Origin of the sequence: Pseudomonas defluvii, assembly GCF_001695625.1 — a bacterium.
GTDB classification, from domain to species: domain Bacteria; phylum Pseudomonadota; class Gammaproteobacteria; order Pseudomonadales; family Pseudomonadaceae; genus Aquipseudomonas; species Aquipseudomonas defluvii.
The window spans coordinates 1-20,347 of sequence record NZ_MBPN01000037.1; the positions used below are offsets into that span (position 1 = coordinate 1).

Sequence of the window (20,347 nt, forward strand, 5' to 3'; positions counted from 1 at the left end):
ATCGCCGATGGTAGTGTGGGGTTTCCCCATGTGAGAGTAGGTCATCGTCAAGATTAAATTCCGAAACCCCTATCTGCACATGCAGGTAGGGGTTTTGTCTTTGTGGCCTGGAAACGTCGCCAGTGATGCCGCCTCCTGTAGTTGCTCCCCCTTTCTTGCCTTTCGCTTGGTACCATTCAGCACATGTTTATGACGCTTTGATGGCTGGAAGGTTTTTGTGAATGTTATACGTCGCTGGCTACAGCACCCGCATGCTCGTCTAACTGCTCTGGTCGGACTGGTGCTGCTCATGCCGTTGTGCCTGCGTGCAGCGTTAGGTTGGTCTGATGTATTTGGATACCTGTCCGACATGGCCATCGGCAGTCTACTCATTGTGTTGCTGCATCAGCGGCCGTGGTGGTTGGCGCTTCCGGTGTTGCTGGTGTGGAGCCTGTTGACACTGGCTGCTGCCGAGCTGGTCAGTGCAGTGGGGCGGCTGCCTAACATTACAGACCTGCACTACCTGGTAGATCCTCAGTTCCTGGAGAATTCCACCGGAGGCGGTTTCGCTCAACCCTGGCTTGCTGCCGCGTTGTTGATCGGCCTTACGGTATGGCTCATCACCCAATGGGCAGCACCTTCGGCGTTGTCCCCTCGTTGGTCTGGCAAAGCCTGGGCTGCACCAGTATTGCTATTGGTTACCCACTGGGGGGGACAGCACCTGCATGCCTCCGATGCAGACCAATGGCATCTGTTCAATCTGCCGCATCAGCTTTTGGCTGCCAGTGCTGGTGATCTTCAGACGCGAGCGCAAGAGTGGCGGGAGGGCGACGTTACCGAGGTTGCTCCCCAGATGGCAGGGCTTACGCAGTTGGATCTGAATGGTGAAAGGTTGCTGCCAGCCGCGGGGCGCGCACGCAACGTGCTGATTATCGCGCTGGAAGGTATTCCTGGCGCCTATGTTGGGGTCAATCGTCAGGCGTTGCACAGCCGCTATCAGGAAAACCTGATGCCTAATTTGACGCGCTGGTCAGAGCGCGGCATGAACACGCCGGACTATGTGCTGCACAGCCACCAGACGATTCGGGGTCTGTACGCCATGCTGTGCGGTGATTACGACAAGCTCGACAATGGTACGCCGAAGGGAGTCGAGATGCTGACTCAGAGCGAGCGTAACCAGGCGTGTCTGCCTGCTCAGCTACGCAAGCACGGTTTTGCCACGCACTACCTGCAAGGTGCAGGTCTGCGTTTCATGGCTAAAGACAAGATCATGCCGCACATCGGTTTCGAGACTACGCTGGGCCTCGATTGGTTTACCAACGCCTCGTACCTGGATTTTCCTTGGGGTAAGGATGACAAGGCGTTTTTCGAGGGCGCACTGGATTACGTTGGGCAGTTACAGAAACAGCCGAAGCCCTGGATGCTCACCCTGCTGACCGTTGGTACGCACCAGCCGTACTCCGCGCCCGAGGATTACCTACAGCGTTATGACACACCCAAGCAGGCTGCCGTAGGTTATCTGGATGATGCGCTTGGGCAGTTCCTCGCGGGCCTGGAGCGCCAAGGCATCTTGAAAGACACACTGGTGGTTATCACCTCGGACGAATCCCACGGTATCGATGGGGTGCGGCTGGCTTCATCCTGGGGGTTCAACCTGATGCTGGCACCTGAACAGGAGCAACTGCCCAAGGTGAACACCGGGGTTTATGGGCATGTCGACCTGAGTGCCTCGATACTCGACTATTTTGCGTTGCCTGTACCGGAGGCCCTGAGTGGTCGTTCGCTGTTTCGAAACTATGAGACGGGTCGCGAGATCATGTCATTCACCAATGGCAAGCTTCGTTATCACGATGGCCAGGGGACGTTGACCGAGTGCGATTTTCAACAACGCTGCCGCTACTACGCCAGCCCCGGCTTCATTGTGGATCGGGTAACCTTACTCGGACAATATGGCGGCCAGCGTGCACGACAGATCGCGGCACGGGCTGCCGCCCTGGATCAGACGCTGCTGCGCACACCATTGAACCAGCACTACCAGTTCGGCAGTGCCGCCATCATCCCGCTTAAAGCACAGATCGACGATGATTGGGCAGATAACCTGATCGGTGCCCAGTATCTGGAAATGCCGAAGGGGTCACATACGCGTGTGCGCCTGACTGTGCGCTCTGCGGACCCACAGCACAACGCCTACATCCTGCTCAAGGCCAAGCAGTTGGAGCAGGATGTGCCACTGGCGCTGCCTGCGGAAATGCTCGTTACACCGGATCAACCGCTGGAGATGGATTTCAGTTTCTACAACCCGGAACCGCGCAAGGCATTTTCCTTCCATCTTCTGGGTTACGGGCAGGGGGCTGTTGAGGTGAGCGACTTCAGTGTTGTCACTGAGTCAACGACGCAGCAGGAGGCGCTGGATGAGGTTTCGGAGGAGAGCATTGCTCAATCCAGCTAGACCTTGCCACCTACAGGCAGCAGGTTTGCTTACCTTGTATTACAACCCTATCAGTTAGCCGGCACGGTAATGACAGGCGCCTGTGGTGCTACCCCCGTCTCTGCCAACGAGAACAGGACGAGGATAAACAGGAACTCTGATTTGGAACGCATGTCTCGGTCGTCGATCCAGAACCAATAGCCGCGATAGGGTACGGCGGTATAGGCATCTGCTGGGCGGGTCGCACTTGAATGGATACGTACCAGTGGCTGGTCCCACAGGCTATTCGGGTCTGGCTTGGGAGGCGCCGGGTTCGCCCGGCCTTCCTGCAAATGAATCGGCGGTACTTCGGCTGTTGCGGCGAGCTCCACGAATATTTCCGACATGGAGCGGGTGAGTAACGCTACCTCGGTGTCGTTGCGTTGCACCATGCCGAAGGTCAGTGCCAGCTCAGTCGCATCGGGACGCAAATTCAGGATTTCCCGTACGGCACGACTGTCGTTGCTGACTGCGTCGGGGACGCCATGGCTGACAATGATCAGCGTATTTTCTTTGTCGCCAGGCTGGTTGATTCGCATCCCCAAGGCTTCTGAGCGTTGTATTCGCCTAAGGGTTTCAAGCATCTGATAAAAGCGTGGATCTGCTGCGCGTGCGCGGACGGTGGAGGCCGACCGGTTATATACACCGTTGACCGCTCGTGTGGTCAGTTGCAATACCCGATCAATGGGGTAGCCCGCCTGGATCAGAGAAAATACTGCGGCAGGGGAAAGGGGTTGCAACAGGTAGCGGGAGAACTTCTCCCCTGAGATGGGTGTGTAGCTGATGGTTGGGCGATCGGTATAACGGCCATAGGCACCGATTGCCTGGCTGTTTCCGTCGTTGGGCCATCCGGAAAACCAATTGGTACCCAGGCTGACCTGGCTCTCCATGGCGCTGGAACTGATGACAGATGACACATCCAGATAGACCGGAGCATCGCCATAGCGCAGCTTGACGATGTTGAGCAGCGTCTGCTCCTTCCAGGTCGTGGCCAGTGCACCGCCATAGTCGGTTCGATCACGTTGCACCGAGGCCGGCCCCAGGGTGGTGCACCCTGCGATGTAGCACGCTGCGGCGAGCAGCGTTGCGATACGGGTGGGGCTCAGTAAGCACTTGATCTTCGGTAGAGAGGGGGGCATTACTCCTCCTCGACCAGCGCTTTGATCCGCCCGGATCTTTCTGCCGCCACCAGTGCGGCATGGTCTTTGGCGTTTTGATTGGCATAGGCCATGGCAAATTTGCCGATGGCTTTGTCGAACTCATCCGACTTGCCCAGATAGCCGCTGATCATTGCGGCATCGCCCGATTTGGCATGTGATCGGGCCAGTGTCATACCGCACAGCTCGGCGTACATCTTCAACTGTGCTGCCGTCGCGCGTTCAATAGGTGCCGACATTTTCATGTCCCGCAACTGGCGAACAAAAAAGTGGCGACCTCTTTTACCTTGAGTCCACCCCAGAAATATATCGCTGGAAGACTGCATCAAGCGCTGTCCTGTAACCACGCGCTGACCGTTGTTTGCGTAGAGGCTCTTGCCCGCATAAGGTTCAAGGACGGAAGGGCTCGCTTCCTTGAACTGCAGGAGCAGCGGGTGGTTTTCCGCAGAAAAGAACAGGCTGACAAAACAGTAGGTACCGACACTGCCAATGCCAACGGCTTTGATCGCAATATCTTCCATGCGGTAACGATCGAAAAGCACCCGGCGTTCGTGGGGCAGGGAGATTCTGTAATCCTCCAGTGCCATTTTGACGCTCTCATCAAAGTCCTTTTCATACACGTGAAACAGTATGGGCGGTTGATCGATCAGGCGTCGCCGTCCACCAACCTCGCCGCTGATGGTCGGATAGAGGTAGTCGCCGACACGGGTCTTGGCTTTTGCAATCAACTCTTCCCGATTCTTTCTGGTTTTTGAGTTGGGTGACATCTCAAGAATCGTTTGGGCATCGAGACGGTCATACCAGACTTCCAGCGGGCTCATTTTTGAACATTCGCGCAGGCGCTCGCGGTAAGCACGAATACATTCAACTGCGCAGGCTTCAGCTTCCTTGGCGCTGAACTGGTTATCGCGTGCCGCTACCGCAAAGCTGATCGCCAGACGTTTGACATCCCACTCCCATGGCGCAGGAAGTGTTTCGTCGAAGTCGTTGATGTCGAAAATCAGGTTGCGCTCGGGCGTCGCAAACAGTCCGAAATTCAAGAGATGACAATCGCCACAAGCCTGCACGTGGATGCCGGTACTCGGGGTCATGGCCAGGTCATGGGCCATCAGGCCGGCCGAACCTCGCAGGAAAGTAAACGCGCTGCGTAGCATGCGCCCATAGCGAATGGGTACCAGGCTGGCAAGTCGGTAGCGGTTGGAGGCTTCGAGAATGTCGATCGGGTTGCGGTGTTTGCGTGGTGGTTTCCATACCGCATGGCTGGACAGCGGTACTTTCTCACGCAGGCTTTCGCCCTGGTGAAGGCGTTCTTTGCGTGAGCGGAAGCTGGGCTCCAATACATGGGTTGCCGATTTTTTCGCTGCGCGTTTGGTCGATGATTTCTTGTTGGAAGGCATTTTTACTCCTGTGCGCAACACTCTTGAACTCACCTGTCAGCCTGGCTCGTTACCCCTGAATCAACCTTTCTGTATGGTAAGTGCGGCATTGTGTGGAGCCGTTTGGGGGGCGCCTCACTCAAGCGTAGCAGCTTGGATCGGGTGCGTAGGATGCGCATCGGTGCGTGCGCACTGCACCTGTTTTCCATGTTGCCCTGCTGTCACCGTGTTCGTGCAGAACCTGTTTGAAAAGCTAAAATCACGGTGCCATGCGGTTGTATGGATCAGTTGCAAGGGGCAGAAGGTTTGCCATTCTTGGGGCATCACTATGTTGCACAACATGCTGACAGGCTTACCGGTAATGCTGTTGTGCCTGATTCTGCAGGCACTTTTTGTTGTGCTCACGCTACGCCTTTACCTGCGCCTGCGGCCGCAGAGTGGCAAAATCGGCCCTGTGACCAGCATCGTGTTGTTGTCGCTGGTGATGTTGCTGATGCTGTTTGGCAACTTTATCCAGATGGCCCTGTGGGCCGTGCTGTATCTGCTGCTAGGCGAGTTCGCCGACTTTTCTACAGCGGTTTATTTCTCTGGTGTGACCTTTTCCACGGTCGGTTATGGCGATGTGGTGTTGTCAGAACATTGGCGCCTGCTCAGCCCACTGGAGGCTGGTAACGGCATCCTGATGTTTGGTGTCTCGACGGCAATGATGACCGCCACACTGGCAGACATTATCAAGCGCCATAACCGTTGATCCTGTACCCGCGTCGGTACTGTGCTTTAGTCTATTCAGTTCAGTGGATCAAGCGGTAAACAGGGGGAATGGCGGTGAGTCATGAATCCACACACACGAAGTTAGTGCCGGGCGAATTTGCTGAAGAGCAACTGAACACGCTGCTGGATCTGATCAGCGATGGTATCTGGGACTGGAATGCCAACACCGGTCATGTCTACCGCAACCCGGGTTGGTACCGGATGCTTGGCCATCCCAGCCATTCGCTGGACAACACGGTGTTCACCTGGGAACGTCTCATTCACCCGGAGGACTATCCACGGGTGATGGCGCATTTTGAGGCCTACCTGAACCAGCAGGTCGATGAGTACCGCATTGAGTACCGTTGTCGTCGTCGGGATGGCAGCTACCTGTGGGTCGAAGACCGCGGCCATGTGATCGCACGTAACGCTGACGGCTCGGTTGCGCGGATGCTTGGCGCCCATCGCGATATCGACGATCGCAAGCGCTTGGTGCAGCAACTCGAACAGAAGAATCACTCACTGGAAGCCCTGGTTGCTGCGCGAACCCGTGAGTTGTCCTGGGTCAATGAGCAACTGCAGCGCCAGCTCGAAGATAATCGCGTTCTGGCCGAGCGCGACGCGCTGACGCTGGTTGCCAACCGTTATCGCCTGGAAAAGGTGCTGCGCCAAGAGTGTGAGCGCTCTCGACGGTTTCGCCAGCCGCTTTCATTGGTCGTCATCGATCTGGATGACTTCAAGCTGATCAATGACCGATATGGCCATGTCCGAGGCGACCGGGTACTCCTTCAGGTGGTCGAGTGCATCAAGACCTGTTTGCGCTCACAGGACCTGCTCGCGCGTTGGGGCGGCGATGAGTTCATGATTGTCATGCCTCACAGCACGCAAGCGCTTGCCCGTGAGCGGGCGGAGTGCATCCTGCAGCAATTGAGTCAGCTTCCCGCTGTGGGGGAGTATCGATTGACTGCCAGTTTCGGTGTGGCTGAATGGGCGAATGAAGAACTGCCAGAGCAATTGGTCAACCGCGCCGATCAAGCGTTGTACAGTGCCAAAGCTGCAGGTAAGAACCGGGTCGGTTGAGCCTGCCGGTATCTGGAACGTAAAACGCCCACCTTGCGGTGGGCGTTAACACGTGTGACGCAGTGCTGGGTTACAAATGCAGAGCGTGCCCCAGTGCGCGCAATGCTGCTTCCTGTACGGCTTCACCCAAGGTCGGGTGTGCGTGAATGGTGCCAGCGACATCTTCAAGGCAGGCGCCCATCTCCAGTGACTGCGCGAAGGCTGTGGACAGCTCCGAAACGCCCACGCCCACCGCTTGCCAGCCAAGAATCAGGTGGTTGTCGCGGCGCGCAACCACGCGTACGAAGCCACTTTTCGATTCCAGGGTCATGGCGCGACCGTTGGCTGCGAAGGGGAATTGCGCAACGATGCAGTCCAGACCTTCCTGTTGCACGTTCTCAGGCGTTTTGCCGACCACTACCAGCTCCGGATCGGTGAAACACACGGCGGCAATGGCTACCGGCGCGAAGCGGCGTTGCTTGCCTGCAATCAGTTCGGCAACCATTTCACCTTGTGCCATTGCGCGGTGTGCGAGCATCGGCTCACCGCTCAGGTCGCCGATCGCCCAGACATTGCGCATGCTGGTTTGGCAATGTGCATCGATGGCAATGGCGCTGCCGTTCATTTTCAGGTCGAGGGACTCCAGATTGAAGCCCTGAGTCCGTGGACGGCGACCAACAGCCACCAGTACCTGATCGGTAGCCAATGACAGTGGCTCGCCGGCCGGGTCGCGCACATTAAGGCTTTGCGTGGCAGCATCAAAGCCTTCGACGCTGTGCTTGAGGTACAGGGTAATACCGAGCTTTTTCAGCGAGTCGGCTACCGGCTGTGTGAGCTCGCTGTCGTAGGTGGGCAGGATCCGCTCACGGGCTTCGACCACGCTGACCTCGACGCCCAGTTTGCGGTAAGCAATACCCAGCTCAAGGCCAATGTAGCCGGCCCCGACGACAGTCAGGCGCTTGGGCAGATGACTGGGCGCCAAGGCTTCGGTGGACGAAACAATCGGGCCGCCCAACGGCAGCATGGGCAGTTCGACGCTGCTGGAACCGGTGGCGAGCAGCAGGTGCTCGCACTGGACGCGCAGGTCCTGGCCATCAACCTCGACCGTTTTGCCGTCAAGGATGCGCGCCCAGCCGTGGATCACCTTCACGCCGTGCTTTTTCAGCAGGGCAGCGACCCCGCTGGTCAGGCGATCGACGATACCGTCTTTCCAGGCAACGCTTTGCGTAATGTCCAGAGTCGGCGGTGTGACATGGATACCCAGTGCTGAGTGCTGGCTGTGGGCGTGGGTCTGGTGGAACTGCTCGGCGACATGGATCAGCGCCTTGGACGGAATGCAGCCGATGTTCAGGCAGGTTCCGCCCAGTGCCTGACCTTCGATCAGTACGGTCGGGATGCCCAGCTGGCCGGCACGAATCGCCGCCACATAGCCGCCGGGGCCGCCACCAATGATCAGCAGTGTGGTGTTCAGGGTCTGTTGCATGATCACTCCACAAACAGGCTGGCGGGTTGTTCGAGCAGGCCACGAATGGCCTGAATGAAGAGCGCTGCGTCCATGCCGTCGACCACCCGGTGATCGAACGAGCTGGAGAGGTTCATCATTTTGCGCACAACGATTTGGCCTTTGACGACCATGGGGCGTTCGACAATGCGGTTGACACCGACAATGGCCACCTCTGGGGTGTTGACCACCGGGGTGCTGACGATCCCGCCTAATGCGCCGAGGCTGGTCAGGGTGATGGTCGAGCCGGAAAGCTCCTCACGGCTGGCCCTGTTGGTGCGCGCAGCGGTAGCCAGCCGAACGATTTCGCTGGCATTGGTCCACAGGCTGCCGGCTTCTGCGTGGCGTAACACCGGCACCATCAGGCCGTTGTCGCCTTGGGTCGCGATGCCGACATGCACGGCGCCATGGCGGGTAATGACCTGTGCTTCATCGTCGTAGTGGGCATTGATTTGCGGGAAATCACGCAAGGCCACGACCATGGCGCGGACCAGGAACGGCAGCAGAGTCAGTTTGCCGCGGCTGTCGCCCCATTTTTCATTGAGATGGACGCGCAGTTCCTCCAGCGCTGTGACGTCGATTTCCTCGACGTAGCTGAAGTGTGCTACCCGACGCTTGGCATCCTGCATGCGCTGGGCGATCTTGCGGCGCAGCCCGATCACCGGAATTTGTTCGGCGTCGGTGCGCTTGGCATAGCCGCCAGGTACGGAGGCGGGCGTTGTGGTCGGCTGCGCCAAAAACGCATCCAGGTCTTCATGCAGGATACGTCCGGCAGGGCCACTGCCCTGAACGTAGCGCAGCTCGATACCGGCATCCAGCGCGCGTTTGCGTACGGCGGGTGATGCGAGTGGCCGCTCGTTGGCCTCACGCGCAACAAACGGCGCCGGTTCGTACGATGCCGCTGTAGCAGTCGGGGCTTTGGGAGCTGTAGCTGCTGCTTCAGGGGCAGGGGCTGGCACCGCCGGGGCCACGGTTGCCTGGGGCGCCGCAGCAGGTGCCGAAGTGGCTTCTTGCAGGTTGCCGGCCCCCTCGACTTCGATGCGTATCAGCTCGCTGCCCACGGCCATGACTTCACCGGGCTGACCGCCAAGGGCCAGCACCTTGCCGCTGACAGGGGAGGGAATCTCCACTGTCGCCTTGTCAGTCATGACGTCAGCGACGACCTGATCTTCGGTGATGGTGTCGCCGACTTTGACGAACCACTCCACCAGCTCAACTTGTGCGATGCCTTCGCCGATGTCCGGCATCTTGATGACGTGCGTGCCCATTCAGACCTCCATGACCCGTTTCAATGCCGCGCCCACTCGTGATGGGCCGGGGAAGTACGCCCACTCCTGTGCGTGCGGGTAGGGGGTGTCCCAACCGGTGACGCGTTCGATCGGCGCTTCAAGGTAATGGAAGCAATGCTCCTGGATCAGGGCGACCAGTTCGGCGCCAAAACCACAGGTGCGGGTGGCTTCATGCACGACTACGCAGCGACCGGTCTTCTTCACGGAGTTGACGATAGTTTCCAGGTCCAGCGGCCATAGGCTGCGCAGGTCGATGACCTCGGCGTCGATCCCCACTTCTTCGGCGGCCACCTGGGACACATACACCGTGGTGCCGTAGGTCAGTACGGTAACGGCTTTGCCTGGACGGGTGATGGCGGCCTTGTCCAGTGGGACGGTGTAGTAACCGTCCGGCACGGCGCTGGCCGGGTGTTTTGACCACGGGGTTACCGGACGGTCGTGATGGCCGTCGAACGGGCCGTTGTACAGGCGCTTGGGCTCGAGGAAAATCACCGGGTCATCGTTCTCGATCGAGGCGATCAACAGGCCCTTGGCGTCGTACGGGTTGGACGGCATGACGGTGCGCAGGCCACACACCTGAGTGAACATCGCCTCAGGGCTCTGGCTGTGGGTCTGGCCGCCGTAGATACCGCCACCACAGGGCATGCGCAGGGTCAGTGGGGCGATGAACTCGCCGGCCGACCGGTAGCGCAGGCGGGCCATTTCCGACACGATCTGGTCGGAGGCGGGGTAGAAGTAGTCGGCGAACTGAATTTCCACGACCGGGCGCAGGCCATAGGCACCCATGCCTACGGCGGTACCGACGATGCCGCTCTCGGAGATCGGCGCATCAAAGACGCGGGATTTGCCGTACTTGTTCTGCAGGCCTTCGGTGCAGCGGAACACGCCGCCGAAGTAGCCGACGTCCTGGCCGTAGATCACCACGTTGTCATCGCGCTCTAGCATGATGTCCATGGCCGAGCGCAGGGCCTGGATCATGGTCATTGTGGTCGTCGCCATGGCCGTTTCCAACTGGATATTGTTGTTGTGATCGTTCATGTCAGATCCCCAGTTCCTGGCGTTGCCGACGCAGGTGCTCAGGCATTTCCTTATAGACGTCCTCGAAGATGGACGCCGGACTTGGCATCTGGCCGCCCGCAAGGGTGCCATACTGCTCAGCTTCTTTCTGCGCGGCGATGATCTCGGCTTCCAGTTCGGCGCTGACTTCCTGATGCTCTTTCTCGGACCATTGGCCGATGGCAATCAGGTGTTGCTTCAGGCGCATGATCGGGTCGCCCAGCGGGAAGTGGCTCCAGTCGTCGGCCGGGCGGTACTTGGAGGGATCGTCCGACGTCGAGTGTGGGCCGGCACGGTAGGTCACCCATTCGATCAGGCTCGGTCCCATGCCGCGCCGCGCGCGTTCTGCGGCCCATTGCGAGGCCGCGTAGACAGCAATGAAGTCGTTACCGTCGACCCGCAGTGAGGCAATCCCGCAACCCACGCCACGGCCGGCGAAGGTGGTGGATTCGCCTCCGGCGATGGCCTGGAAGGTCGAGATAGCCCACTGATTGTTCACCACGTTGAGGATCACGGGTGCACGGTAGACGTGGGCAAAGGTCAAGGCCGTGTGGAAATCCGACTCGGCGGTAGCCCCGTCGCCGATCCAGGCGGATGCGATCTTGGTATCGCCCTTGATGGCCGACGCCATGGCCCAGCCTACGGCCTGCACGAACTGGGTCGCGAGGTTGCCGCTGATGCTGAAGAAGCCGGCGTCACGTACCGAGTACATGATCGGCAGTTGACGGCCCTTGAGCGGGTCGCGCTCGTTGGACAGCAGCTGGCAGATCATGTCCACCAGCGATACATCACGCGCCATCAGGATGCTTTGCTGACGGTAGGTCGGAAAGCACATGTCGGTGCGGTTCAAGGCCAGGGCCTGGGCGCTGCCGATGGCTTCCTCGCCAAGGCTCTGCATATAGAAGGACATTTTCTTCTGGCGTTGGGCAACCACCATGCGGTTGTCGAACAAACGCGTCTTGAGCATTGTCCGCATGCCTTGGCGCAAGACCTGCGGCTCAATGCCTTCGGCCCATGGGCCGAGTGCGTTGCCTTGGTCGTCGAGCACGCGGATCAGGCTATACGCCAGGTCTGCGGTGTCAGCGGCTTCAACATCGATAGGGGGTTTGCGAACCTTTCCGGCGTCGTTCAGGCGCAGGTAGGAAAAGTCGGTCTGGCAGCCTGGCCGGCCTGTAGGCTCGGGCACATGCAAACGCAGGGGGGCGTACTCGTTCATGCTTTTTTACGCTCGCTCTGTCTTGTGTTTTTGTGAGCTTTGAAGCGGTCGCTACTGACGTTGGCTTGTGACCAGGCAGTCAGTCTTGTCCTACATCATATTCCCGAGCCTGAAGAATATTTTTCTGATGTTCATTGCCTTTACGATAGCTTGCGGATAAATATTCTTTATAAAGATAAAAAACAGGTGAGTTCTTCTCATGCGTAAACTGGATCGCACCGATATAGGCATTCTCAACAGCCTCCAGGAAAATGCTCGTATCACCAACGCTGAGCTTGCCCGCTCGGTGAATCTCTCTCCGACACCCTGCTTCAACCGGGTCAAGGCGATGGAGGAGTTGGGGGTGATTCGCCAGCAGGTGACCTTGCTGGCGCCCGAGGTGTTGGGGCTGGATGTCAATGTGTTCATCCACGTCAGCCTGGAGAAGCAGGTGGAGCAGGCGCTGCATCGCTTTGAAGAGGAGATCGCCGAGCGCCCAGAGGTCATGGAGTGCTACTTGATGACCGGCGATCCTGACTATCTATTGCGGGTGTTGTTGCCCAGCATCCAGGCGCTGGAGCGCTTTCTCGATTACCTGACGCGCCTGCCGGGCGTGGCCAACATTCGCTCCAGCTTTGCCCTCAAGCAGGTGCGCTACAAGACCGCCTTGCCATTGCCTGCCAACGGCCTGACCCTGCGCGGGTAGGTGTAGCGTAATAATTGACGCTTCGTCGATTTGATCAAAGGCAATACCGCTTTTTATCGCTATTGCTTAAGGCAGCTGCGCTTAAGTGCTTGATATTTTGAACGGCCGGTGCTTATTTTGTACACGTCGCCGTTCGCGGCTTGCTAAAACAATAAGGATCAAGTCATGACGAGCAATGGCCAACGTTCACTCGCCGAGCGATTGACGGGCATTGATGAAATCGAATGCGTCACTCCGGACCTGAACGGTGTGCCTCGCGGGAAGGTAATGACCGCCGATGGTTTCCTTGAGGGACGGCGCTTGCAGATGGCTCGCGGGGTGTTGTTGCAGTGCATCATGGGGGGATACCCACCAACCCGTTTCTACGGCAGCGATGATGGTGACCTGGCACTTGTTCCTGATCCTCAGCAGATTCATCGCTTGCCGTGGAGCGATACACCGCGCGCCTTGGCCATTTGTGATGCGGATGACTTGAGCGGCGAAGGCTGCAGATTGTCTACCCGGGCACAACTCAAGGCGGTGATTGCACGTTATGCGGCGCATGGCTTGAAACCCGTGGTTGCGACCGAACTTGAGTTTTTCATCTTTGCACCGAGCAGCGACCCGACTCAACCCTTCCAGCCGCCTGTTGGCCTGGATGGTCGACGCGAAGATGGCGCTTCAGCCTTCAGCATCAGCTCCAACAATGGTTTGCGTCCGTTCTTCAATGAGGTCTATCGCTGCATGGAAGCCCTTGGGCTACCGCGCGATACCTTCATGCATGAAATGGGTGTCAGTCAGTTCGAGATCAACCTGTTGCACGGTGACCCGCTGCTGTTGGCCGACCAGACCTTCCTCTTCAAGCACCTGCTCAAGGAAGTCGCACTCAAACATGGCCTGACGGTCGTTTGCATGGCCAAGCCACTGGCCAAAACCCCAGGCAGCTCCATGCATATCCACCAAAGCCTGGTGGACATCGACAGTGGGCGTAACGTGTTCAGTGACGCCGAGGGTCAAGCGACAGACACCTTCTATCATTTCATTGGCGGCTTGCAGGCATGCATGGCCGACTTTACGGCGCTGTTCGCGCCTAATGTGAACTCCTACCAACGCCTATGCCATCCGTACGCCTCACCGAACAATGCGTGTTGGTCCGAAGACAACCGTGCTGCTGGCTTGCGTATTCCGGCGAGCGGCCCGGCTGCTCGGCGGGTCGAGAACCGTTTGCCGGGGGCAGATACCAACCCTTACCTGGCACTGGCGGCCAGCCTGGCGGCGGGCCTGCACGGTATCGAGCAACGGTTGGCGCCCGCCCCGGCGATTCAGGGTGAATTTGAGGTGCCGGACAACCTGTCGTTGCCGTGTACCTTGCATGCAGCGCTGGAGCGCCTGAAGCGCAGTGCACTGGCTCGCGAGCTGTTTGGCAAGGAGTTCATCGAAGGCTATATCGCCTCCAAGACCCTGGAGCTGACCAGCTTCTTCGATGAAATTACCCCGTGGGAGCGCCGAGTGCTGGCAGCCCAGGCGTAAATGGCGCCTTTTAAGGCGCTTGGGGAATAGCAGGTGGCGAAACAATGTTTGACGATTTGTCGGCGGTGTTTCCCACCTGTTTTTGTGTCTACTGTTGTTGCTGCGCCGTCGGTGCTTTTTCACTTATGCTTTCAGCCAGTTTTTCCACCTGCTAAAGGAGCCAACCGGGACGCCGATGCGACAGATCTGGAAGTCTTTCCGCGCGCTGTATTTTGCCGCTCTGATGATGTTGATCGGTTCGGGCCTGTTAAGTACCTACCTGGCCCTGCGCCTGGCGGCCGATCAGGTTGACAGCCTGTGGGTCGGTGCCTTGATGGCGGCGAACTATTTCGGTCTTGCCCTGGGCGGCAAGATCGGTCACCGGCTGATTGCCCGCGTCGGGCATATTCGGGCCTACGCCACGTGCGCCGGTATTGTGGGGGCGGCGGTGCTGGGCCATGGCCTGGTCAGTTGGCTGCCAGCCTGGCTCCTTCTGCGGGTCATCGTCGGTTTGGGGATGATGTGCCAGTACATGGTCATCGAAAGCTGGCTCAATGAGCAGGCCGATGCCAAGCAGCGGGGAGCCGTATTCAGCGGTTACATGATCGCGTCGTACCTGGGGTTGGTGCTGGGTCAGTTGATTCTGGTGGCCCATCCGCAGCTGGGGCTGGAACTCCTGATGCTGGTGGCGATGTGTTTTGCCCTGTGCCTGGTGCCGGTGGCACTGACCCGTCGCATTCACCCGGCGCCGTTGCGTCCGGCGCCGCTGGATCCGCGCTTTTTCATCAAGCGCGTACCGCAGTCGCTCAGTACCGTGCTGGGGTCAGGCCTGATCGTTGGCTCGTTCTACGGTTTGGCGCCTTTGTATGCGGCCAAGCAGGGCTTGAGTACCGAGCAGGTTGGTATCTTCATGGGGTGCTGTATTTTTGCCGGGTTGCTCGTGCAATGGCCGCTGGGCTGGTTGTCTGATCGTTATGACCGCGCCGTGCTGATTCGTGGTGTGGCAATCGGTTTGGCGGTAGCGGCGTTGCCGTTGGCGATTTGGCCGAGTGTGCCGATGGTGGTGCTGTTTGCTGCCGGTTTCCTGGTGTCGCTGCTGCAGTTTTGCCTGTACCCACTGGCAGTGGCATTCTCCAATGACCATGTCGAGAGTGAGCGGCGTGTTTCATTGACCGCGATGCTGTTGGTGACCTATGGCGTCGGCGCCAGTATCGGTCCGCTGGTCGCCGGCGTGCTGATGCAGCAGTTGGGCGATCAGATGCTCTACGCCTTCTTTACATTCTTCTCGCTGGTACTGGTTTGGCGGATTCGGCCTCAGGCCGTCACCAACCTGCATCAGGTCGATGACGCGCCATTGCTGCACGTAGCGATGCCAGCAGCCAGCTCGCCCTTGGCCGCGGCACTTGACCCACGGGTTACTGAGCAGGACGTCCAGGATCAAATGCAGGCGCCTGTAGCGGCAGAAGACACCGAAGCTGAGGAGCAGCAGGCGGAGGAGGGAAGAGGGGAGCCGGCAAAGCCTGTGTAGGTGCCAGTGTTGCGCGATCCGGGTGTCGAGTACTGAGCTCGCACCCGGTCAATGCCTTTGCTGGTAGCACCGGCTTGTGCAAGTGCTACTTAGTAGTCGTCTTTATCGAAACGACGCGCTTCACGCTGCAACTGGTAAACAAAGCTTTCTACCTTACGTTGCATTTGCCCATTCAGGTTGTGGAAGCGCACGCCTGCAAACGTGGTGTTGAAGCGCTCTTCAAAGTGCAGGTGACGCAGTTCAACAGCCGTTGTGCTGGTGCCGAACAACTGGCTGGCGCTGAACTTTTCGTACACTTGGCCGAGTTGCAGGCGCTCTTCGACATTGCCTTCGAAGCGTAGTTTGCAGCCCGTGGCCGAGATGTCCAAAAGCTTGCCCTTGAGAGCACCTTCCCCCTTGAGTTTGTCACCGCTCAGTAATACATCCACCAATTGCGATAGCTTCAACGCTGCGCGGAAGGCATTGCGACGCTGGTGGTAGGTGACTTCCAACGGCAGGGCGCCGTGATAGCTACGGTGGCCATCAGTTTCCCGGATGGTCAGCGGCGTGCTGGATTCCCAGGCAATACGTACACCGTCATGAAAGCCTTCGACACGAAACGGCTCGCCATTTTGCAAAAAGCGTTCGCCGTCACGCGGGATCATTTCGTCCAGCGCCAGTTTATTGGTCTCCCGGTCGACGTCTACCACGTAGCTCTGGAAGCGCTGGCTACGTTCATGAAAAGTAATGATCAGCGGATCATGGCTCTCTTGCAGCTGCCGCAGGTTGGCGGCGATTTCCATTGGGGTGGTCAACACCTTGGGTGGCTGCGGAGCATCTACTTCATTCAACACGGTTGATCAATCTCCAGACTAAAACACACACGCAAGCGCAGGCATTCTGCCAGCATGCTTCACACCTTGGTATAGGTTAATCACACTTGGCTGAGTGTGCGAGGTTTTGCGAGGGGCGAGGTGGATCCGCGGCTGTCATACAGTGACGGTGATTCGCCACCATTGAGAATTCTAATCTGGTTGGCCGTGGTCGCTTGCTGAATCTGGATGGAGCGACCATTGATCTCGTTGGCAGCCTGGCACTGGGCCATGATCTTTGCCAACTCTTCGAGTTTTTCCAACATCTGCTTGCCGAGCGACGACTGACTGGCAAGGGTCTCGAAACCGCTGCGGTCAGGGCTCAGGCCGAGGTTGGCGAGGGCCTGGCTGCGTCGACGCCCCTGCTGATCAAGCAGCACCACCAGCGATTGCTTGCGGGCCAGGATGTTCTCCAGCAGCGACATATCGCGGCCGTGCAACGCTATCAGCTCGGTTTGCAGTAACTCAAGCAGTTCTTGCGCTGGAGCAATATCGTCTTCGATCAGTTGCAGCAGAGTAATGTCGTGCATGGCTGGCTCTTGGTATTCAGCGTCCTGAAGTCAGCGCGCCAGAGGGCTAGCGCTGTGCTTCGAAATTAAGCAGTTTGCTGGCGATACGGTTGCTGTCGATCTTATAGCTGCCGTCGGCAATCGCCTGCTTCAACTCGGCCACTCGGCCGCTGTTGACAACGGGTTGCTCGCGCAGCTTTTCGCTGATCTTCTGCAACTGCTGTGCCTCTTGGCTCAGGTGTACGGTTTCCCCGCTCTGGGTGCTGGCGGCAGGAGCAGTGCTGGCAGATGCAGCGCTTGAACTGTTTTCCTGGCTGCTGCCGGTGCGCGCACCGCCCGTCACGGACGGGGAATTATTCAAACGACTGAAGTCGATGACCATGATTGAAAAACCTCTGGGTATTGGACGCTTGCCTTGTTTTCGGCCAACCCGAAAAAAACTTTAGGCGCAAATGCACTGCGGCATGCGCGGCAAGTCCTTGGCCCTGACAGAGGACAGTTTAGGAAAAGCGCTGTTTGATCGCCAGCGTTGATCTTGCCTCGGCCTCCTTACATGGCGACTTCCACCTGCCCGGGCCCGGTTACCCGGGCTTTTACCACGCGTTTGGAGTTCAGGTTGCGTACCCGGATCTGCTCGCTGAGGCCGCCTTTGCTCAGGGCTTCCCCTGGCATGCGTACACTGAGCGTGCCGCTACGTGCGGTAATCACGACATTGTCACCTTTACGTACGACTTCGGCCTGTTCAAGGTGTGCGGGGGTGAGCACCTGGTCGATGACCGCTGGTCGGATAACCTTTTGCCCCACGGCCTGGTCCAGTGAGCTGAGAAAACCTTGGCTCAGCAAGCCTACATCACGTTCGCGCAGGGCCACGTCCTCTTCTGAAACGATACCTTCGCGCTTGAGCGGGCGGGTGGCGGTGACCACGTTGCGAAACAGGCGTACCTGGGCGGGCACGAACACCGTCCACGGTGAGCTGCCATCACAGCGCACGCGCACGGTCACGCGGCCCAAGGGTTGAGCCGGGCTTTCCAGTGTGGCGTTCAACTGCTGGTCGCATACGGGCATGCGCAGTCTAGGGTCCAGGTTGTTGACCTGGATCTCGTAGCGGCCTTCGGTCTGGCTGGTTGCCAGGTAATCTTCCACAGAGAATTCAAGAAAGCCTTGGGTGACACCGATAAGCTGTTCAGGCAAGGTAAAGTTGTCAGCCAGAGGTCGAACGCCAGGGGCCAGTAGGCACAGCACGGCAAGGATGCGGGGCAGGCGGTGGGGCAGGCGTCGGAAAAATGTCGTTTTCGTGTTCATACAGTTAAAAAAGCAAGGCGCGTGCCGACTAGGTACGAAGCCCCAAGCTTTGGTGAAGGAGTCTGGTATGGCTGGTGTAATGGATTCGGTGAACCAGCGTACTCAACTGGTGGGGCAGAATCGCCTCGAGCTGCTGTTGTTTCGTCTTAATGGCGAGCAGTTGTATGGGATCAACGTGTTCAAGGTGCGGGAAGTGTTGCAATGCCCGAACCTGACCCTGTTGCCCAAATCCAGCCCGGTAGTACGTGGTGTTGCGAATATTCGTGGGGCAACCATCCCGATTCTTGATTTGGCGATGGCGACCGGCTTGCCCGGTCAGAATGACGACATGAGCAACCGTTTCGTGATCATCACGGAGTACAACACCAAGACCCAAGGGTTCCTGGTGCATTCGGTCGAGCGCATCGTCAACATGAACTGGGAAGAGATTCATCCGCCACCCAAGGGGACCGGTCGTGATCACTACCTGACGGCCGTCACTCGGGTCGACAACAAGCTGGTGGAGATCATCGACGTAGAGAAGATCCTGGCTGAGGTCGCGCCGACGTCCGAGGCGATTTCCGAAGGTGTTGTCGATGCCGATGTGCAGGACAAGGCGGTCATGCTGCGGGTGCTGACGGTGGATGACTCTTCGGTGGCTCGAAAGCAGGTCAGTCGTTGCCTGCAGACGGTCGGTGTCGAAGTGGTGGCGCTTAATGATGGTCGTCAGGCGCTCGACTACCTGCGCAAGTTGGTGGACGAAGGCAAGCGTCCGGAAGAAGAGTTCCTGATGATGATTTCCGATATCGAGATGCCGGAAATGGATGGCTATACGCTGACGGCGGAGATTCGTAGCGACCCGCGCATGCAAAAATTGCACATCATCCTGCATACTTCACTTTCTGGCGTATTCAACCAGGCCATGGTGAAGAAAGTGGGCGCCGACGATTTTCTTGCCAAGTTCAGGCCGGATGACCTGGCTCAGCGGGTTGTCGACCGGATCAAGGCTACGCATTAACGGCCAGGGGCTTTCCCTGGCAGTACACACGATTGTAAGAGGCGGCATCATTGTCTACGGGTAATTTGGATTTCGAACAATTCCGGGTCTTCCTGGAAAAAGCCTGTGGCATCCTGCTCGGCGAAAATAAGCAGTACCTGGTTTCCAGCCGTCTCAACAAGCTGATGGAGCAGCAAGGTATCAAGAGCCTGGGGGAGCTGGTGCAGCGCATTCAGACTCAACCGCGCAGCGGTTTGCGCGAGCAGGTGGTGGATGCGATGACCACCAACGAGACCCTCTGGTTTCGTGATACCTATCCATTCGAGGTGTTGAAAAACAAAGTACTGCCTGAGCAGATCAAGGCAAACCCTGGCCAGCGTCTGCGTATCTGGTCGGCAGCCTGTTCGTCCGGGCAGGAGCCTTACTCGATTTCAATGGCGATCGACGAGTTCGAGCGTAGCAATATTGGCCAATTGAAAATGGGTGCGCAGATCGTTGCGACCGACTTGTCGGGCTCCATGCTGGCCAACTGCAAGACTGGTGAGTACGACAGCCTGGCTATCGCGCGCGGTCTTTCCCAAGAGCGTCTGCAGCGTTACTTCGACCCGAAAGGGGCGGGGCGTTGGGCGATCAAGGCGCCGATTCGTAGCCGTGTCGAGTTCCGTGCGTTCAACCTGCTGGACAGTTATGCAAGCCTGGGCAAGTTCGATATCGTGTTTTGCCGTAACGTGCTGATCTACTTCTCGGCGCAGGTCAAAAAAGACATCCTGATGCGTATTCATGGCACGCTCAAGCCGGGCGGCTACCTGTTCCTGGGGGCTTCCGAGGCGCTCAACGGTCTGCCGGATCACTACCAGATGGTTCAGTGCAGCCCGGGTATCATTTACCAGGCCAAGTAAGCACCTGGCCAATCAAGCAACACGCCCAGCCAGCGGCGACAAAAAACAGGCAAGTTCGGTATCACCTGCGGTGCAGGGGTTCCGGCCTTGCCTGTTTTCGTTTTTGCCGCGCGCGTTCTCCTGCCATATTGCCGCTTTGCTGGCGCCAAGCGGAAATCCTTTGCCGCTTTTCTGGCATTGCCGCTGCCGGCAATGGGCTGATGTGCCCGGTTTTGTTGGCTTTTGTTTTTTGGCATGAGACTTGCTCTAGCTCAGGCAA

General features: G+C 58.2%; 19 protein-coding genes. 8 read left to right on the forward strand and 11 right to left on the reverse strand.

Going from position 1 to position 20,347, the window contains the following annotated elements; all coding sequences use genetic code 11:
• Positions 1 to 217: 217 nt before the first annotated feature.
• Positions 218 to 2,428 carry an LTA synthase family protein gene (locus tag EKA13_RS12445; RefSeq protein ID WP_065759696.1) on the forward strand — a complete coding sequence of 737 codons (2,211 nt, stop codon included), beginning with the start codon at positions 218 to 220 and terminating at the stop codon, positions 2,426 to 2,428.
• A 50-nt stretch (positions 2,429 to 2,478) separates the two neighbouring features.
• Here the strand turns inward: EKA13_RS12445 and EKA13_RS12450 are convergent, their stop codons facing one another.
• Positions 2,479 to 3,585 carry a hypothetical protein gene (locus EKA13_RS12450; RefSeq protein WP_065759697.1) on the reverse strand — a complete coding sequence of 369 codons (1,107 nt, stop codon included), beginning with the start codon at positions 3,583 to 3,585 and terminating at the stop codon, positions 2,479 to 2,481.
• Positions 3,585 to 5,000, reverse strand: a complete 1,416-nt coding sequence (locus EKA13_RS12455) for a DUF2252 domain-containing protein (protein ID WP_065759698.1) — start codon at positions 4,998 to 5,000, stop codon at positions 3,585 to 3,587. The genes EKA13_RS12450 and EKA13_RS12455 overlap by 1 nt, the downstream gene beginning before the upstream one ends.
• Before the next feature lie 307 nt (positions 5,001 to 5,307).
• On the opposite strand from EKA13_RS12455, the gene EKA13_RS12460 reads away from it, so the two are divergent.
• Together EKA13_RS12460 and EKA13_RS12465 are read left to right on the forward strand one after the other, a co-directional pair.
• Complete coding sequence (locus tag EKA13_RS12460; RefSeq protein ID WP_065759699.1) at positions 5,308 to 5,730, forward strand: potassium channel family protein; 423 nt, start codon at positions 5,308 to 5,310, stop codon at positions 5,728 to 5,730.
• A gap of 68 nt (positions 5,731 to 5,798) precedes the next feature.
• Positions 5,799 to 6,809 (forward strand): sensor domain-containing diguanylate cyclase, encoded by a 1,011-nt coding sequence (locus EKA13_RS12465; RefSeq protein ID WP_065759700.1) that lies wholly within the window; start codon positions 5,799 to 5,801, stop codon positions 6,807 to 6,809.
• A 70-nt stretch (positions 6,810 to 6,879) separates the two neighbouring features.
• On the opposite strand, the gene lpdA is transcribed toward EKA13_RS12465, so the two are convergent.
• From lpdA to EKA13_RS12485, 4 genes are read right to left on the reverse strand one after another with little or no spacing between them, the layout of a single operon-like run.
• Complete coding sequence (gene lpdA / locus EKA13_RS12470) at positions 6,880 to 8,271, reverse strand: dihydrolipoyl dehydrogenase (RefSeq protein ID WP_065759701.1); 1,392 nt, start codon at positions 8,269 to 8,271, stop codon at positions 6,880 to 6,882.
• 2 nt (positions 8,272 to 8,273) lie between these two features.
• Positions 8,274 to 9,557 (reverse strand): dihydrolipoamide acetyltransferase family protein, encoded by a 1,284-nt coding sequence (locus tag EKA13_RS12475; protein WP_065759702.1) that lies wholly within the window; start codon positions 9,555 to 9,557, stop codon positions 8,274 to 8,276.
• Positions 9,558 to 10,616: an alpha-ketoacid dehydrogenase subunit beta gene (locus EKA13_RS12480; RefSeq protein WP_065759703.1), complete on the reverse strand. Its 1,059-nt coding sequence runs from the start codon at positions 10,614 to 10,616 to the stop codon at positions 9,558 to 9,560. It abuts the gene before it with no gap.
• Position 10,617: 1 nt separating this feature from the next.
• Complete coding sequence (locus EKA13_RS12485) at positions 10,618 to 11,850, reverse strand: 3-methyl-2-oxobutanoate dehydrogenase (2-methylpropanoyl-transferring) subunit alpha (protein WP_065759704.1); 1,233 nt, start codon at positions 11,848 to 11,850, stop codon at positions 10,618 to 10,620.
• A 199-nt stretch (positions 11,851 to 12,049) separates the two neighbouring features.
• On the opposite strand from EKA13_RS12485, the gene bkdR reads away from it, so the two are divergent.
• The 3 genes from bkdR (at position 12,050) to EKA13_RS12500 (ending at position 15,551) form a co-directional block, all read left to right on the forward strand.
• Positions 12,050 to 12,535 (forward strand): Bkd operon transcriptional regulator BkdR, encoded by a 486-nt coding sequence (bkdR, locus tag EKA13_RS12490; protein ID WP_065759705.1) that lies wholly within the window; start codon positions 12,050 to 12,052, stop codon positions 12,533 to 12,535.
• Between the two features lie 267 nt (positions 12,536 to 12,802).
• Positions 12,803 to 14,044 carry a glutamine synthetase family protein gene (locus EKA13_RS12495; RefSeq protein WP_176717422.1) on the forward strand — a complete coding sequence of 414 codons (1,242 nt, stop codon included), beginning with the start codon at positions 12,803 to 12,805 and terminating at the stop codon, positions 14,042 to 14,044.
• A gap of 175 nt (positions 14,045 to 14,219) precedes the next feature.
• Positions 14,220 to 15,551 carry an MFS transporter gene (locus EKA13_RS12500; RefSeq protein ID WP_065759707.1) on the forward strand — a complete coding sequence of 444 codons (1,332 nt, stop codon included), beginning with the start codon at positions 14,220 to 14,222 and terminating at the stop codon, positions 15,549 to 15,551.
• Between the two features lie 89 nt (positions 15,552 to 15,640).
• Here the strand turns inward: EKA13_RS12500 and EKA13_RS12505 are convergent, their stop codons facing one another.
• From EKA13_RS12505 to flgA, 4 genes are all read right to left on the reverse strand, one after another.
• Positions 15,641 to 16,333 carry a flagellar brake protein gene (locus EKA13_RS12505; RefSeq protein ID WP_100250139.1) on the reverse strand — a complete coding sequence of 231 codons (693 nt, stop codon included), beginning with the start codon at positions 16,331 to 16,333 and terminating at the stop codon, positions 15,641 to 15,643.
• Between the two features lie 131 nt (positions 16,334 to 16,464).
• The gene (locus EKA13_RS12510; protein ID WP_065759709.1) at positions 16,465 to 16,932 is read right to left on the reverse strand and encodes a flagella synthesis protein FlgN; all 468 of its coding nucleotides are present in this window, start codon (positions 16,930 to 16,932) and stop codon (positions 16,465 to 16,467) included.
• Positions 16,933 to 16,978: 46 nt separating this feature from the next.
• Entirely contained in the window at positions 16,979 to 17,293 is a 315-nt protein-coding gene (gene flgM / locus EKA13_RS12515; protein ID WP_065759710.1) for a flagellar biosynthesis anti-sigma factor FlgM, read from the reverse strand.
• A 167-nt stretch (positions 17,294 to 17,460) separates the two neighbouring features.
• Positions 17,461 to 18,213 carry a flagellar basal body P-ring formation chaperone FlgA gene (gene flgA, locus EKA13_RS12520; RefSeq protein ID WP_065759711.1) on the reverse strand — a complete coding sequence of 251 codons (753 nt, stop codon included), beginning with the start codon at positions 18,211 to 18,213 and terminating at the stop codon, positions 17,461 to 17,463.
• 67 nt (positions 18,214 to 18,280) lie between these two features.
• Between flgA and EKA13_RS12525 the strand changes: the two genes are divergently transcribed.
• Entirely contained in the window at positions 18,281 to 19,210 is a 930-nt protein-coding gene (locus EKA13_RS12525; protein ID WP_065759712.1) for a chemotaxis protein CheV, read from the forward strand.
• 50 nt (positions 19,211 to 19,260) lie between these two features.
• The gene (gene cheR, locus EKA13_RS12530; protein ID WP_065759713.1) at positions 19,261 to 20,088 is read left to right on the forward strand and encodes a protein-glutamate O-methyltransferase CheR; all 828 of its coding nucleotides are present in this window, start codon (positions 19,261 to 19,263) and stop codon (positions 20,086 to 20,088) included.
• Here cheR and EKA13_RS12535 read toward each other — a convergent pair.
• On the reverse strand, positions 20,073 to 20,324 hold the full coding sequence (locus tag EKA13_RS12535; RefSeq protein ID WP_125862930.1) for a hypothetical protein: 252 nt from the start codon (positions 20,322 to 20,324) through the stop codon (positions 20,073 to 20,075). The genes cheR and EKA13_RS12535 overlap by 16 nt on opposite strands.
• Between the last annotated feature and the right edge of the window lie 23 nt (positions 20,325 to 20,347).